This window comes from Gordonia sp. PP30 (assembly GCF_023100845.1).
Taxonomy (GTDB): domain Bacteria; phylum Actinomycetota; class Actinomycetes; order Mycobacteriales; family Mycobacteriaceae; genus Gordonia.
Genome location: NZ_CP095864.1, coordinates 3,727,423 through 3,741,002 on the forward strand (window position 1 = coordinate 3,727,423; position 13,580 = coordinate 3,741,002).

18 protein-coding genes are annotated in these 13,580 nt (G+C 66.8%); all 18 read right to left on the bottom strand.

Annotation, left to right across the window (positions count from 1 at the left end):
- Positions 1–215 precede the first annotated feature (215 nt).
- Positions 216–1,049, bottom strand: a complete 834-nt coding sequence (locus tag MYK68_RS17145) for an ABC transporter permease (RefSeq protein WP_247864957.1) — start codon at positions 1,047–1,049, stop codon at positions 216–218.
- Between the two features lie 2 nt (positions 1,050–1,051).
- Positions 1,052–1,882, bottom strand: a complete 831-nt coding sequence (locus MYK68_RS17150; RefSeq protein WP_247864958.1) for an ABC transporter permease — start codon at positions 1,880–1,882, stop codon at positions 1,052–1,054.
- Positions 1,879–3,519, bottom strand: a complete 1,641-nt coding sequence (locus MYK68_RS17155) for an ATP-binding cassette domain-containing protein (RefSeq protein ID WP_247864959.1) — start codon at positions 3,517–3,519, stop codon at positions 1,879–1,881. The genes MYK68_RS17150 and MYK68_RS17155 overlap by 4 nt, the downstream gene beginning before the upstream one ends.
- A gap of 238 nt (positions 3,520–3,757) precedes the next feature.
- Positions 3,758–4,390 carry a DUF8020 domain-containing protein gene (locus MYK68_RS17160; RefSeq protein WP_247864960.1) on the bottom strand — a complete coding sequence of 211 codons (633 nt, stop codon included), beginning with the start codon at positions 4,388–4,390 and terminating at the stop codon, positions 3,758–3,760.
- Between the two features lie 285 nt (positions 4,391–4,675).
- A complete protein-coding gene (locus tag MYK68_RS17165; protein ID WP_247864961.1) occupies positions 4,676–5,386 on the bottom strand; it encodes a sulfotransferase domain-containing protein in 711 nt (236 codons plus the stop codon).
- Positions 5,387–5,840: 454 nt separating this feature from the next.
- Positions 5,841–6,122, bottom strand: a complete 282-nt coding sequence (gene rpsQ, locus MYK68_RS17170; RefSeq protein WP_247864962.1) for a 30S ribosomal protein S17 — start codon at positions 6,120–6,122, stop codon at positions 5,841–5,843.
- Positions 6,119–6,352, bottom strand: coding sequence for a 50S ribosomal protein L29 (rpmC, locus tag MYK68_RS17175; protein ID WP_247864963.1), 234 nt, complete (start codon positions 6,350–6,352; stop codon positions 6,119–6,121). The genes rpsQ and rpmC overlap by 4 nt, the downstream gene beginning before the upstream one ends.
- Positions 6,352–6,768, bottom strand: coding sequence for a 50S ribosomal protein L16 (rplP, locus tag MYK68_RS17180; RefSeq protein WP_105943244.1), 417 nt, complete (start codon positions 6,766–6,768; stop codon positions 6,352–6,354). The genes rpmC and rplP overlap by 1 nt, the downstream gene beginning before the upstream one ends.
- A gap of 3 nt (positions 6,769–6,771) precedes the next feature.
- Positions 6,772–7,581, bottom strand: a complete 810-nt coding sequence (gene rpsC, locus MYK68_RS17185; RefSeq protein ID WP_247864964.1) for a 30S ribosomal protein S3 — start codon at positions 7,579–7,581, stop codon at positions 6,772–6,774.
- A 2-nt stretch (positions 7,582–7,583) separates the two neighbouring features.
- Positions 7,584–7,994, bottom strand: coding sequence for a 50S ribosomal protein L22 (gene rplV, locus MYK68_RS17190; protein ID WP_247864965.1), 411 nt, complete (start codon positions 7,992–7,994; stop codon positions 7,584–7,586).
- A gap of 3 nt (positions 7,995–7,997) precedes the next feature.
- Positions 7,998–8,279, bottom strand: a complete 282-nt coding sequence (gene rpsS, locus MYK68_RS17195; RefSeq protein ID WP_006332376.1) for a 30S ribosomal protein S19 — start codon at positions 8,277–8,279, stop codon at positions 7,998–8,000.
- A gap of 17 nt (positions 8,280–8,296) precedes the next feature.
- The gene (rplB, locus tag MYK68_RS17200; protein WP_247864966.1) at positions 8,297–9,133 is read right to left on the bottom strand and encodes a 50S ribosomal protein L2; all 837 of its coding nucleotides are present in this window, start codon (positions 9,131–9,133) and stop codon (positions 8,297–8,299) included.
- Between the two features lie 31 nt (positions 9,134–9,164).
- A complete protein-coding gene (gene rplW, locus MYK68_RS17205) occupies positions 9,165–9,470 on the bottom strand; it encodes a 50S ribosomal protein L23 (protein ID WP_247864967.1) in 306 nt (101 codons plus the stop codon).
- A 1-nt stretch (position 9,471) separates the two neighbouring features.
- On the bottom strand, positions 9,472–10,131 hold the full coding sequence (gene rplD, locus MYK68_RS17210) for a 50S ribosomal protein L4 (protein WP_247864968.1): 660 nt from the start codon (positions 10,129–10,131) through the stop codon (positions 9,472–9,474).
- Positions 10,128–10,784: a 50S ribosomal protein L3 gene (gene rplC / locus MYK68_RS17215; RefSeq protein WP_247864969.1), complete on the bottom strand. Its 657-nt coding sequence runs from the start codon at positions 10,782–10,784 to the stop codon at positions 10,128–10,130. The genes rplD and rplC overlap by 4 nt, the downstream gene beginning before the upstream one ends.
- 17 nt (positions 10,785–10,801) lie before the next feature.
- Positions 10,802–11,107 carry a 30S ribosomal protein S10 gene (gene rpsJ, locus MYK68_RS17220; protein ID WP_003938093.1) on the bottom strand — a complete coding sequence of 102 codons (306 nt, stop codon included), beginning with the start codon at positions 11,105–11,107 and terminating at the stop codon, positions 10,802–10,804.
- A 415-nt stretch (positions 11,108–11,522) separates the two neighbouring features.
- On the bottom strand, positions 11,523–12,395 hold the full coding sequence (gene mmsB, locus MYK68_RS17225) for a 3-hydroxyisobutyrate dehydrogenase (RefSeq protein ID WP_247864970.1): 873 nt from the start codon (positions 12,393–12,395) through the stop codon (positions 11,523–11,525).
- Positions 12,392–13,579 carry an acyl-CoA dehydrogenase family protein gene (locus MYK68_RS17230; protein WP_247864971.1) on the bottom strand — a complete coding sequence of 396 codons (1,188 nt, stop codon included), beginning with the start codon at positions 13,577–13,579 and terminating at the stop codon, positions 12,392–12,394. Before MYK68_RS17230 ends, mmsB begins: the two co-directional genes overlap by 4 nt.
- Between the last annotated feature and the right edge of the window lies 1 nt (position 13,580).

Here is a 13,580-nt window from a genome sequence, read left to right on the forward strand (position 1 = left end):
CCAGCCGTACTCAAACCGTCCGTCGGGTGCGGCCCCTCCCTCTCGTTCCACATGCCATCTCGTAACGGTCCCATTCTTCCTGCCCGGCGACAGCGGAAGCACCAAACCTGTGACCTCTCTGCCGGTCCCGGTGCGAGGTGGCCAGGATGACCTGCGGTTTTCGCAGTAGGTACTGTGACACACTTCCCACAGAACCGTTCGTTCGATCGACATCGTCATGCGTTCGCAGCCGCCTTGCGGTAGCCGCGCATCGCCGGGTATGTCGTCAGGGCCAGGGCCACGAAGGCCCAGATGATCACCTTGATCAGATTCTCGGTGATCGGACCACCCGCCGCCAGCGAACGCATCAGTTCGATCGCGGGCGACATCGGCTGATTGGCGACGATCGGCTGCAGCCAGCCGGGGTAGCCGTCGACCGGAGCGAAGCCGGAGTTGAAGAACATCATCAGTGTGGTCAGCAGCCCGATGTAGGCGACCAGCGGCAGCCCCGGGCGGGAGATCACGGCCACCGCGAGGGTCACCATGGCGAACGCCGTCGCGTACAGCATGGCAACGCCGAAGAGGCCCAGCGCGGGCCCGATGCCCTGTGTGAATCTGAACCCGATCAGGAACCCCGCCGCGACCAGCGCGATGGAGGTCGCGAGCGCCCGGACCGTCTCAGCGAGAACACGGGCCGAGAAGTCCGCGCCGCGATTGATGGGCAGCACATACAGCCTGCTCAGCAGGCCGGTCGACCGCTCGATCACGACGCGGATCGCCGACACGCCGGACCCGAACATCGTGCTGGTGAGGAGGATCAACGGCACGGTGCCGTAGACACTGTCGGTGCCGGTCGCCTTGCTGACGACGTCGCCGAGTACCACCTTGAACATCAGCATCGTGAGCGCGGGAAAGACCAGAACCTGAATCAGGGTCGCCGGGTCCCGGAAGGCGACCAGCAGTTGACGACCGATGAGCACCCGGGTCTGCCACCACCACGCGCGGACGGACCGCTCTGGCAGAGCGCTGGCCTGCTGGTCGAGGACGGGAGCATTCGCGAGAACCGACACCGCTACCGCTCCTTCCTGGCCGCGATCCCGAATAGCAGCAGGCCGATCGACACCAACCCGATGAACCACCAGAACGTGGGCTTGACGGTCGCCCAGGTCGCGGTTCCCTCCATCGCTTCCCGCATCGCTTTGACCACTTGCGAGATCGGCTGATTCCGCACGAACCCGCGAATCCATTCGGGGAACAGCGCCAGCGGCATGAATCCGCCCGACAGCATTCCGAGGATCAGGGTCGGAAAGGCGACGAGCTGGCTCGTCACGGTCGGGCTGTTGCTCACCATGCCGATGCCGTCCGAGATGAACGAGAGCGCCCAGCCGATCGCACCGACGATCAGGACGGCGAGCAGGGCGCCCCGCATACCACCGCCGCCCTCGTCGACCGGGATCGGCCGCCAGCCGATCATCACGCATGAGATCAGACCGAAGGCGAGGGCCACCAGCAGCAGCACCCCGATGGTCGCCGTGCGTGCGAGGAAGGGAATCACTGCGGCCATCGGAAGCGACCGGAACCGGTCGTGCACCCCGGCATGGCCGTCCATCGCCGACTTCAGCGCGGCCGACGACGCCACGAAAGCCATCGCCTGGAGCATGATGATCGGCATCAGAAACTGGGCGTAGTCGATGCTCGCAGCCTCATCCACGACCTGGCGAAGCGGCAGGTAGAAGCACACCGCCAGCATCGCCGGCGAGACGAAGCAGAAGATGAACTCGCCGTTCCGGTACGCGTTGAGGATTCCGCGCGACGTCAGGACCCACCACTGCTGAATCGCGTTCGGCCGTGGCGGCGACCAGCCAGCGTCGGAGATTGCGATTGACTCGGAGACCGCCGTCATCGACCGTCCCCTGCGGGCGTCGAGTCCGCGCCAGCCGCGTCCGGATCGGTCAGCGACAGGAACACCTCATCGAGCGAAGGCCTGCGCAGCACGACGTCGGCGAGCGGGATCTGGTCCTGCTCCGCCCGCTTGAGCACCTCCGCGAGGGTGGCCGGCCCGTTGGGCGCCGGGACCGAGACCGTGCCGTCCGGCGGAACGTCGAGCTCCGCCGCGGTGGGTCCGAGCAGGTCGCCGAGCGCCGCGCGCAGGCGGTGCACGTAAGCGGGATGGACCGGAGTCACCTCGCAGTAGGCGGCTCCGGTGGCCGCCTTGAGCTCGTCGGAGGTTCCCTCCGCGATCACCTTGCCCTTATCGATCACGACGATGCGGTCGGCGAGCATGTCGGCTTCTTCCAGGTACTGGGTGGTCAGCAGGATCGTGACACCCAGCGCACGCAGTTGCTCGACGAACGCCCAGACATCCTGGCGGCTGCGCGGGTCGAGGCCCGTAGTCGGCTCGTCGAGGAACACCACCTCCGGCCTGGTCACCATGCCGCACGCGATGTCGATGCGTCGGCGCATACCGCCGGAATACTCGCGGACCTTGCGGGAGGCCGCTGACTCCAGACCGAAGAACTCGAGCAGCTCACCCGCCCGGACCTGCGCCTTCTTCTTCGTGAGGCCGAGCAGACGGCCGAACATCACCAGATTCTCACGACCGGTGAGTTGCTCGTCGAGGGCCGCGAACTGTCCGGTCAGCGTGATCGCTCGACGCACGGCGGGCGCCTCGCGTTGCACGTCGTGACCGGCGACCGACGCGGAACCACCGTCGGGAGCGAGGAGGGTGCACAGCATGTTGACCGTCGTCGTCTTGCCGGCCCCGTTGGGCCCGAGAATCGCGACGATCCGGCCCTTGGGGACCTGAAAACTCACGCCGTCGACGGCCGTGAAGTCCCTGAACTTCTTCCGCAGACCATTGGCTTCGATGGCGATCTCGAGATCGACGTTCTCACCGACCGGGACGAGATCCAGGGAGGGGAAGGCCGTCGTCGCCAATTGGGCCGCCACGAACTCCTCCCGGGATTCGATCGGGGCGGGAGGATTCTGTTCCTTCTGGCCGCTGACGTCCCAGCCGGCGCGATGCCGCGACGGCAGCGGTCGCTCCACCGCCGGGGCGGAGACGTCGATGGTCGACGGCTCTGGACGGGTTCGGCTGAAACCCGGAATCACCCATGCACCGGTCGACCGGGACTCAGCCGGCCCGACGCGCCGATGCCGGCGACCACCCGCCGCCGCGGCGCCACCCCTGCGAGTCGGAGCACCTCGGCGTTCACCGGATGTGGTGCTCGGCAGATCGTCGTCGCCGGCGCCGGCGTGCTTGACGACGGCGTGGGCACCGACGTTGCTCGCGGGTTCCGGTCCGGACCCAGGGGGCGCGGAATCGGCCGCGTTCGGGGCGCCGGAAAGCGGCTGCCGCGTCTCGATAGAGTCGCTGTTCAGCTGATCGCGCCACGCCCGCAGCTGATTGAGCGTCGGATCGTCGTCCGGAATCCACGGCACGGTGTCGACCAGCGGGTCGCGCGGGGGCCGCTGCCCCGCGGAGGCATGAGACAGCTCAGGCGTCGTCCCGCCTTCGGGACGCCTCTCAAAAGCCTGCATGTGGTCCTTCCGGCTGGGTCTGCACAGTCGTGAGGATCGACCGCCCCGCTGCCGACCGCTTCGTGGCGTCAGACGAATCCACCCATGAGTCTATCGTCGTGAGCGTCACACTTCGTAACGCATGACACGGTATTCGGTCAGCGACCAGGGAAAACAGCACGCAAGTTCCACCGAACGTACGTCTACTCCCCGGTAACGTTGCCGGCCCCGACAGTCGGGGCCGGTCACCGATATCGACTCAGCACCACTTGGGTTCGAACTTGCTGTTCACCTTCTTGAAGTAGCGATCGAACGCGCCGTTCACGACGGCACCTCCGAGGCCGATGCCGGCTCCCACAAGAGCGCCGATCGGCACGCCGATCGGAAGGCCGCCACCGGCGGTCAGCGCGATCGAGAGGATCGCACCGACTGCGGTCCCGATCAGGGCGCCGATGGCTGTCGAGATACTGATTTCACTCAGCAGCGCCTGACGTGCTTCATGATCGCGCTGCGCTCGAGTCTGCGGGCCGCAGATGATCTGCCCCGGCTTACGCTTCTTGGCTACTTTGCTGGGCACCAGGGTCGCAGTGTTGCCCCGCACGGTCGCCGCGATGTCGTACTCGGCCTTATCGGGTGCGACGAAGATCAGGCTGTGCTTGTCTACCACCTTGCCGGCCCTGTTCTTGAACAGCAGGTAACCGTCCTCGACCGCCACGGAGCCGTTCGCCACCGCGATCTTGACGTCGTCCCGGTTCCGCTGAACGGTCGCACGAACCTCGTCCGGCGAGTCCGGCTTCGCAGCCGCTTCGCCGACGGCGATCGGAAGAAGCGCCACGACGGCGAGCAGTGCGATCAGGACGCGGCGCCATGCCGCGCGCGGGTGGTGGCGCATACTTCTATCAACTTTCGTCGTGCCGCAGCCGGACCGGATCGTCGGGGACCACGGTTCGGGTCCCCCCGACCCGGATGGGAGTCAGCGGTCGGGAATCAGCATCGATGCTAATGCGGATCGCAACACAGGCCCCGCTGAGACGGACTCTTGCGGCAAGTGAGAAAGAATTTCGTCCACACGGTTGTCACCCGAATCGGGGCCAGCGAATCACATGCGCCACTCCCCCCACGTCGAGCCCGCAGCCAATGTCGCCGAAAGGCGCCGCTCAGTTGCCTGGCTTCGACCTCACGTCCATCCCATGTCGCGGCCGAACGATTCCTCTAGGCGCCTGTTGTGAGGTCGATAGAACTCCGCAAGGAGTGCCTTCGACGCAGGATCCTCGCCCGGCGTCACCAAGGGATTCTCGTTGACTCTCGGCACCGGCACAAAGTCAATCGCCGGGAGCTCCAGAAACTCATAGATCCCGGCCAGCGTGGTGCGATCCGCGAAGTAGTCCTCGGAACGCACCAGGTGAATCCGATCCAGCCCGAACGCGGCGAGCCACGCTGCCGTCAGTACGTCGTACTCACCGGATCGGAGCAATGGCAGACCGCAGTAGGTGGGAGCAGGCTCTGGGTATGCGGCCAACGACGCCTCCACGAACGCCGCGTACGCCGGCGCGACCGCAGCCTCGGGGCCACCGACGAGCAGCTCCCATTTGTACTGCGAATACGCCCGCGATACGGGATCCCGCAGCACCAGGACCACTTTGGCGTCGGGCACCGCCGCCCGGTATCGGCCGGGCAGGTCGAGAAACGTGAGCGCGGGGGTGAAGTAGCCCGTGCGGGCGTTCCCCGTCTGCCGGCGCACGCGACGCATCTCCGTGACCGTCGGGTAGTGCTCCCGCCGCACTTCCGGATCCGTGTCGAAAACCTCCTTGGCGAAGGGCGGGACGACGCTCGGGTGCGAAAACAGATTGGCCGCGAGATCAGACGTCCCGCCCTTGATCGAACCCACGCACGCGAAGTCGGGGAGCACTCTGCCGCCGCCGAGCTTGCGGAGCCACATCCGCCCGGGCGGCGGGGTACCCTCAATAGTGCTTCAACCCATACCAGCGCGCCACCAACGCCATCCTCCGCGCGCGGACCAACGGGCCGTTCGGCTCGAATCGCAACATCCGCAATTGCGTGTCGATGTCGTAGCAGTCGGTGTACCTGTGATCGTCCCGACTGCCCGCTGCCGACAGTGTCCGGCGCATTGGCCCCCCTCCTTCTCGTTCCCGTCCACCGCGCCGCACCGCTGTGCGGCAGCGACCAAACGATCCGCGTGCTCACGGGCACAAAGAACTCTCCCGGTTCGGGGGTAGTGCAGACCGGATGCCAGAAGGTCCGGTCCCGAACAGGGATACCGGACCTTCTGGGTATGGACAAACTCAACGAGCCAGCGAACCAGCTCCAGGAGCGAAAGAAACCTACTTGGCCTTCTCCAGCACCTCGACCAGGCGCCAGCGCTTCGACTTCGACAGCGGGCGGGTCTCCATGATCCGCACGCGGTCGCCGACGCCGGCGACTTCCTGCTCGTCGTGCGCCTTCACCTTGCTGGTGGTGCGGATGATCTTGCCGTACAGCGGGTGGCTCTTGCGATCCTCCAGCTCGACGGTGATCGTCTTCTGCATCTTGTCACTGACGACGTAGCCGATCCGCTCCTTGCGGCGGCCGCGCTCTTCGACGTTCACGTTCTGGTCCTCACTCATGCGTCGTCACCGTCCGGTCCGGACGCCAGGCCCAGCTCACGCTCCCGCATGACGGTGTAGATCCGGGCGATCTCGCGACGCACGGTCCGCAGGCGGCGGTTGTTGTCGAGCTGGCCGGTGGCCATCTGGAAACGAAGGTTGAACAGCTCTTCCTTCGACTCCTTCAGACGGTCGACCAGGTCGGCGTCGTTGAGATCGCGGAGTTCGCCCGCAGCGATTCCGAGTGCCATCAGAACTGCTCCTCTCTGGTCACGATACGGGTCTTCATCGGGAGCTTGTGCTGCGCGCGACGCAGAGCCTCGCGAGCCACCTGCTCGTTGGGGAAGGTCATCTCGAAGAGGACGCGACCCGGCTTGACCGGGGCGACCCACCACTCGGGCGAACCCTTACCGGAACCCATGCGGGTCTCGGCCGGCTTCTTCGTGATCGGGCGGTCCGGGAAGATGTTGATCCAGACCTTGCCGCCACGCTTGATGTGGCGGTTGATCGCGATACGAGCGGACTCGATCTGACGGTTGGTGATGTAAGCGCTTTCCAGCGCCTGGATACCGTAGTCGCCGAAGGTGACCTTGGTTCCGCCCTTGGCCTGACCCTTCAGGCTGGGGTGATGCTGCTTGCGGTGCTTGACCCGACGAGGGATCAACATGCCTCAGCCCTCCTGGTTCTCGGCCTGCTCGGGAGCAGGCGCGGTGGCTTCCGCGGTGGCCGCTGCGCGACCGGCCTCGGTGCTGGTACCGGTGGTGCCCGACGACCCGCTGCGACGCGGACGGCTCGGGCGGCGCGAACGACGGTCCTCGGCAGCCGGAGCGGCCGCAGCCTGCTCGCGGCGTCCACCGACGATGTCGCCCTTGTAGACCCACACCTTGACGCCGATGCGGCCGAAGGTGGTCTTAGCCTCGAAGAAGCCGTAGTCGATGTCGGCGCGCAGCGTATGCAGCGGCACGCGTCCCTCGCGGTAGAACTCCTTGCGGCTCATCTCGGCGCCGCCCAGACGGCCGGAGCACTGGACACGGATGCCCTTGACGCCCGGCTGTCGCATGGCGGACTGGATCGCCTTGCGCATCGCGCGGCGGAAGGCCACGCGGTTGCTCAGCTGCTCGGCCACACCCTGGGCGATGAGCTGCGCATCCGCTTCGGGGTTCTTGACCTCGAGGATGTTCAGCTGCACCTGCTTGCCGGTGAGCTTCTCCAGCTCGCCGCGGATGCGATCGGCCTCGGCGCCGCGGCGGCCGATGACGATGCCCGGGCGGGCGGTGTGGATGTCGACGCGGACCCGATCACGGGTGCGCTCGATGTCGACACCCGAGATGCCGGCGCGCTCGAGGCCCGTGTTCAGCAGCTTGCGGATCGCGACGTCTTCCTTCACGTACTCGGCGTACTGCTTGTCCGCGTACCACCGGGTGTTCCAGTCGGTCGTGATGCCGAGACGGAAGCCGTGCGGGTTGATCTTCTGGCCCATGCTCAGGCTCCCTTCTTCTTCTGCTGACGCGAACGCTTGCGATCGCCGACCGTGCCGACGCTCGAGACCACCACGGTGATGTGGCTGGTGCGCTTGCGGATACGGAAGGCACGACCCTGAGCGCGCGGCTGGAACCGCTTCATGGTCGGGCCCTCATCGGCGAACGACTCGGTGACGACCAGGGTGCGACGGTCCAGGCCGAGGTTGTTCTCGGCGTTGGCGACGGCGCTGGCCAGCACCTTCGAGACGGGCTCGGACGCGGCCTGCGGTGCGAACCGCAGGATGTCCAGGGCCTCGTCGACGTTCTTGCCGCGGATCAGGTCGATCACACGACGGGCCTTCATCGGCGTGACGCGCACGAACTTCGCCGTGGCGCGTGCACTCTGCACTGCGTTGTCTGTCTGAGTAGCCATGGTTTACCGGCGCTTCGCTTTCCGGTCATCCTTGATGTGACCCTTGAAGGTGCGGGTAGGGGCGAACTCGCCCAGCTTGTGGCCGACCATGTTGTCCGACACGAACACGGGCACGTGCTTGCGTCCGTCGTGGACGGCAAAGGTGTGACCGATGAAGTCGGGGATGATGGTCGAGCGGCGCGACCAGGTCTTGATGACCTGCTTGGTGCCCTTCTCGTTCTGCACATCCACCTTCTTCAGGAGGTGGTCGTCGACGAACGGGCCTTTCTTCAGGCTGCGTGGCATTTTTTACCTCCTCCTAGTTATCGCTTGTTCTTGCCGGTACGACGGCGGCGGACGATCAGCTTGTCGCTGTCCTTGTTCTTGCGGGTGCGGCCCTCGGGCTTGCCCCACGGGCTGACCGGGTGGCGACCACCGGAGGTCTTGCCCTCGCCACCACCGTGCGGGTGGTCGACCGGGTTCATCACGACACCGCGGACGGTGGGGCGCTTGCCCTTCCACCGCATACGGCCGGCCTTGCCCCAGTTGATGTTCGCCTGCTCGGCGTTGCCCACCTCGCCGACGGTGGCGCGGCAGCGCACGTCGACGCGGCGGATCTCACCCGACGGCATACGCAGGGTCGCGTACGGACCCTCCTTGCCGAGGAGCTGGATCGAGGCGCCGGCCGAGCGAGCCATCTTCGCACCGCCGCCCGGACGCAGCTCCACGTTGTGGACCTGGGTACCGGTCGGGATGTTGCGCAGCGGCAGGTTGTTGCCCGGCTTGATGTCGGCGTTGGGCCCCGACTCGACGATGTCGCCCTGCTTCAGGTTCTTCGGCGCGATGATGTAGCGCTTCTCGCCGTCGATGTAGTGCAGCAGCGCGATGCGCGCGGTGCGGTTGGGGTCGTACTCGATGTGAGCGACCTTCGCGTTGATCCCGTCCTTGTCGTTGCGACGGAAATCGATCACGCGGTAGGCACGCTTGTGCCCGCCGCCGCGGTGCCGGGTGGTGATCCGGCCGTGCGCGTTACGCCCGCCCTTGCTGTGCAGGGGGCGGACCAGCGACTTCTCCGGGTGGTCACGAGTGACCTCGGAGAAGTCGGCTCCGCTCGAGCCGCGACGGCCAGGCGTCGTCGGCTTGTACTTACGAATAGCCATAGGTTTTCAAGTCCCTCTCTGAGCGCTCCGGTCAGGCGACCGGGCCCCCGAAGATCTCGATGGGCTTGCTGCCGTCACGCAGCGTCACGATGGCGCGCTTGGTGTCCTTGCGCTTGCCGTAGCCGTAACGAGTGCGCTTGCGCTTGCCGTTGCGGTTCGCCGTGTTGACGCTCTCGACCTTCACATCGAAGATCTTCTCGATGGCGATCTTGATCTGGGTCTTGTTGGCGTCCGGGTGCACCACGAAGGTGTACTGCTGCTCCTCGAGCAGGCCGTAAGCCTTCTCCGAGATCACCGGCGCCAGAATGATGTCGCGCGGATCAGCGTGCGTCGTCATGTCAGGCCTCCTTCTTGGTGTGCGCCTCGATGAAGGCGTTCAGCGTCTCGACGCTGAACACGACCTCATCGGAATCGAGGACGTCGTAGGTGTTCAGCTGGTCCGGCGCGATGGCGTGCACGTTCTGCAGGTTCGCGATGCTCTTGCGAGCGGCGTCGTCCTCACGGGAGAGCACGACGAGGAACTTGCGGCGATCGCTGATCGCCTCGAGGAACGTCCGCGCGGCCTTGGTCGACGGGGTCTGCCCCTCGACGAGCTCGGTGACCACGTGAATGCGCTCGTTGCGCGCCCGGTCGGAGAGGGCACCGCGCAGGGCGGCGGCCTTCATCTTCTTGTTGACCTTCTGCGTGTAGTCGCGCGGCTGCGGACCGTGCACGGTGCCACCGCCGACGAACTGCGGTGCGCGGGTCGAGCCCTGACGGGCGCGGCCGGTGCCCTTCTGGCGGTACGGCTTGGCGCCACCGCCGCGGACGGCGCCGCGGGTCTTGGTCGAATGCGTGCCCTGGCGGGCCGCAGCCTGCTGGGCGACGACCACCTGGTGCAGAAGCGCGATGTTCGCGTCCTGGTCGAACAGCTCGGCCGGCAGCTCGACGGTGCCGTTGGTGGCACCGGCCGGGGTGCGGACGTCGAGCGTCAGCGTGGTTGCGGTTTCGGTGCTCACTTGTCGCCACCCTTCACAGCGTCGCGAATCACCACGATGCCGCCCTTGCGGCCGGGGATCGCGCCCTTGATCAGCAGGAGACCGGCCTCGGAGTCCACCTTGTAGATGGTGAGATTCTGGGTGGTCACCTTGTCGTTACCCATCCGGCCGGCCATCCGCATGCCCTTGAACACGCGGCCCGGGGTGGCGCAGCCACCGATGGAACCGGGCGAGCGGTGCACGCGGTGCGCGCCGTGGCTCGCGCCCAGGCCGGCGAAGCCGTGACGCTTCATGACGCCGGCGAAGCCCTTGCCCTTGGAGGTGCCGGTCACGTCGACCTTGGCGCCGTCGGCGAAGATGTCGACGCCGAGCTCCTGGCCCACCTCGAAGTCCGACGTGTCCTGCACGCGGATCTCGGCGAGGTGGCGGCGCGGGGTGACGCCCGCCTTGGCGAACTGGCCGGAGACCGGCTTGTTCACCTTGCGGGGGTCGATGGCGCCGTACGCGAGCTGCACGGCGGTGTAGCCGTCGCGCTCTTCGTCGCGGAGCTGGGTGATGACGTTGCCGCCGGCCGCGATGACGGTCACCGGGACGACCCGGTTGTTCTCATCGAAGACCTGGGTCATGCCGAGCTTGGTGCCCAGCAGGCCCTTCTTTGCAGTCTGGTTGCTCATATTCGCTCAGTCCCCCGTCACTGGATGTTGACGTCGACGCTGGCCGGCAGGTCGATGCGCATCAGCGCGTCGACCGTCTTCGGCGTCGGGTCGAGGATGTCGATGAGTCGCTTGTGCGTGCGCATCTCGAAGTGTTCGCGGCTGTCCTTGTACTTGTGCGGCGAACGGATGACGCAGTACACGTTCTTTTCGGTGGGCAACGGCACCGGGCCGACCACCCGTGCACCCGTACGGGTCACGGTTTCCACGATCTTGCGCGCAGAAGCGTCGATCGCCTCGTGGTCGTAGGCCTTGAGCCTGATGCGGATCTTCTGTCCCGCCACGCTGTGTCCTCTTCCGTCTGTATGTCTCTCGACGAACAGAACACCGCGCGGCTCAACACCCGCCCCCTTCGACAAGCTCGGGGAGCAACGGGCGGCAACGTGAGCCACAATGACCACGGCCCGACCATGCGGGCGCGATCGACGCTGTTCTTTTCGTCGTTGTACGCTTCCCCCGGCACCCGCGGTCGGGCGTGTCGTGACCGTGATTCTCATCGAGAAGAGCACGCGTTACACGCCCGGCTCCGCGTTCGCGGTCCGGTGGAGTTCATCGCCTCGCGAGAGGCAACCCCCCAAGTATGCACGACGCCGCGCTGCAACCCAAATCGGTGCGCCCGCGGCCGTAGCAGCGCTTCGACACATGAGCAGCGCCCGCGACTGCTGCTCATGTGTCTACCCGCTGCTACCCCACGACGGGTCAGTCCCGCAGGGTCTCGATGATCGCCGAGAAGTCCAGGCCCGCATGGTCTTCGGCGAAGGCCGCGTACAGCCGGGCGGCGTGCTCGCCGAGCGGGGCCTGTGAGCCGGTGGAACCGACGGCGTCCATCGCCAGGCCCAGGTCCTTGTTCATCAGGGCGGTCGCGAAGCCCGGCTTGAAGTCGTTGTTGGCCGGCGACGACGGCGCCGGACCGGGAACCGGGCAGTTCACCTGGATGGCCCAGCAGTTGCCGGTGGCACCGGTCACGACGTCGTACAGCGACTGCGCCGACAGGCCGAGCTTCTCGGCGAGCACGAAGGCCTCCCCCACCGCGATCTGCTGGACGGCCAGCAGCATGTTGTTGCAGACCTTCGCCGCCTGCCCGGCGCCGCTGGCGCCGCAGTGGACCACCTTGCCGGCCATCGGCTCGAGCACCTCGCGCACCCAGTCGATCACGTCGTCATCGCCGCCGACCATGAAGGCGAGGGTCCCGGCGACGGCGCCCTTCACTCCGCCGGAGACCGGCGCGTCGACCTGGACGTGCCCGGCCGCCACCGCGCGCGCGTGCACCGCGCGGGCGTCGTCGACGGAGATGGTGGAACTGTCGATCAGCAGCGCACCCGGCTCGGCGGCCGGCAGCACGGCGTCGTACGCCGCGTGGACCACCGACCCGTTCGGCAGCATGGTGATCACCACCTGCGCACCCGCCGCGGCCTCACCGGCCGAGGAGAAGGTCACCACACCGGTGGCGCGGGCGGCCTCAACCGCCGCCGGTACCGGGTCGAAGCCGCGGACGGTGTGTCCGGCCGCGACCAGATTCGCGGCCATCGGGCCGCCCATGTTGCCGAGCCCGAGAAAGGCGATCGTCGTCATCGGAGTGCTCCTTGATCCTGGGTGAAACGCGCGGCGACCGAGCGGCCGAGCACCACGCGCATGATCTCGTTGGTGCCTTCCAGAATCCGGTGCACGCGCAGATCGCGGACGATCTTCTCGATCCCGTATTCGGACAGGTACCCGTAACCGCCGTGCAGCTGCAACGCCTGATCGGCGACGGTGAAGCAGGTGTCGGTCACGTACCGCTTGGCCATCGCGCACTGTTCCACGCGGTCGGCGGCACCGTCGTCGAGCGCTCGCGCCGCGTGCCACAGGGTGAGCCGAGACGTGTGCAGGCCGGTCATCATGTCGGCGAGGGTGAAGCGGATGGTCGATTCGTCGATCAGCGCCTCGCCGAACGCTCTTCGTCCGGCGACGTACGACGCCGCCGCGTCGAACGCGGCCTGTGCACCGCCGAGCGACGACGCCGCGATGTTGAGCCGCCCGCCGTTGAGTCCGCTCATCGCGATGCCGAAGCCGATCCCCTCCCGGCCGCCGAGAAGATTGGCGGCCGGGACGCGGACGTCGTCGAAGATCACCTGGGCGGTGGGCTGGGCGTGCCAGCCCATCTTCACTTCCTGCGCGCCGAAACTCAGGCCGGGAGAACCGTCTTCGACAAGGAACGTGGAGATGCCCTTCGGGCCCGGTCCACCGGTGCGTGCCATCACGACATACAGGTCGGAACTTCCGGCACCGGAGATGAACTGCTTCACGCCACTCAGCACGTAGTCGTCGCCGTCGCGGCGGGCCTTGGTCGTCAACGCGGCGGCGTCCGAACCGGCACCGGGTTCGGTGAGGCAGTACGACGCGATGGTCTCCATGGTCGCCAGCCGAGGCACCCACGACATCCGCTGAGAATCCGTGCCGTAGGCGTCGACCATCCACGCGCACATGTTGTGGATCGACAAGAACGCCGCGACGGCCGGGTCGGCGTACGCCAGCTGTTCGAAGATTCGCACCCCGTCGAGCCGCCGCAACCCGGAGCCGCCGGCGTCCTCCCGGCAGTAGACGGCGCCCATGCCGAGGCCGGCGGCCTCACGCAGGACATCGACCGGAAAGTGTTTGGCCGTATCCCATTCTCTCGCGAACGGCGCGATCCGCTTCGCGGCGAAACCCGCGGCGGTCTCGACGATCACGCGTTCGTCGTCGTCCAGACCCGTCAGAGATCCTGACAACTCACCCATG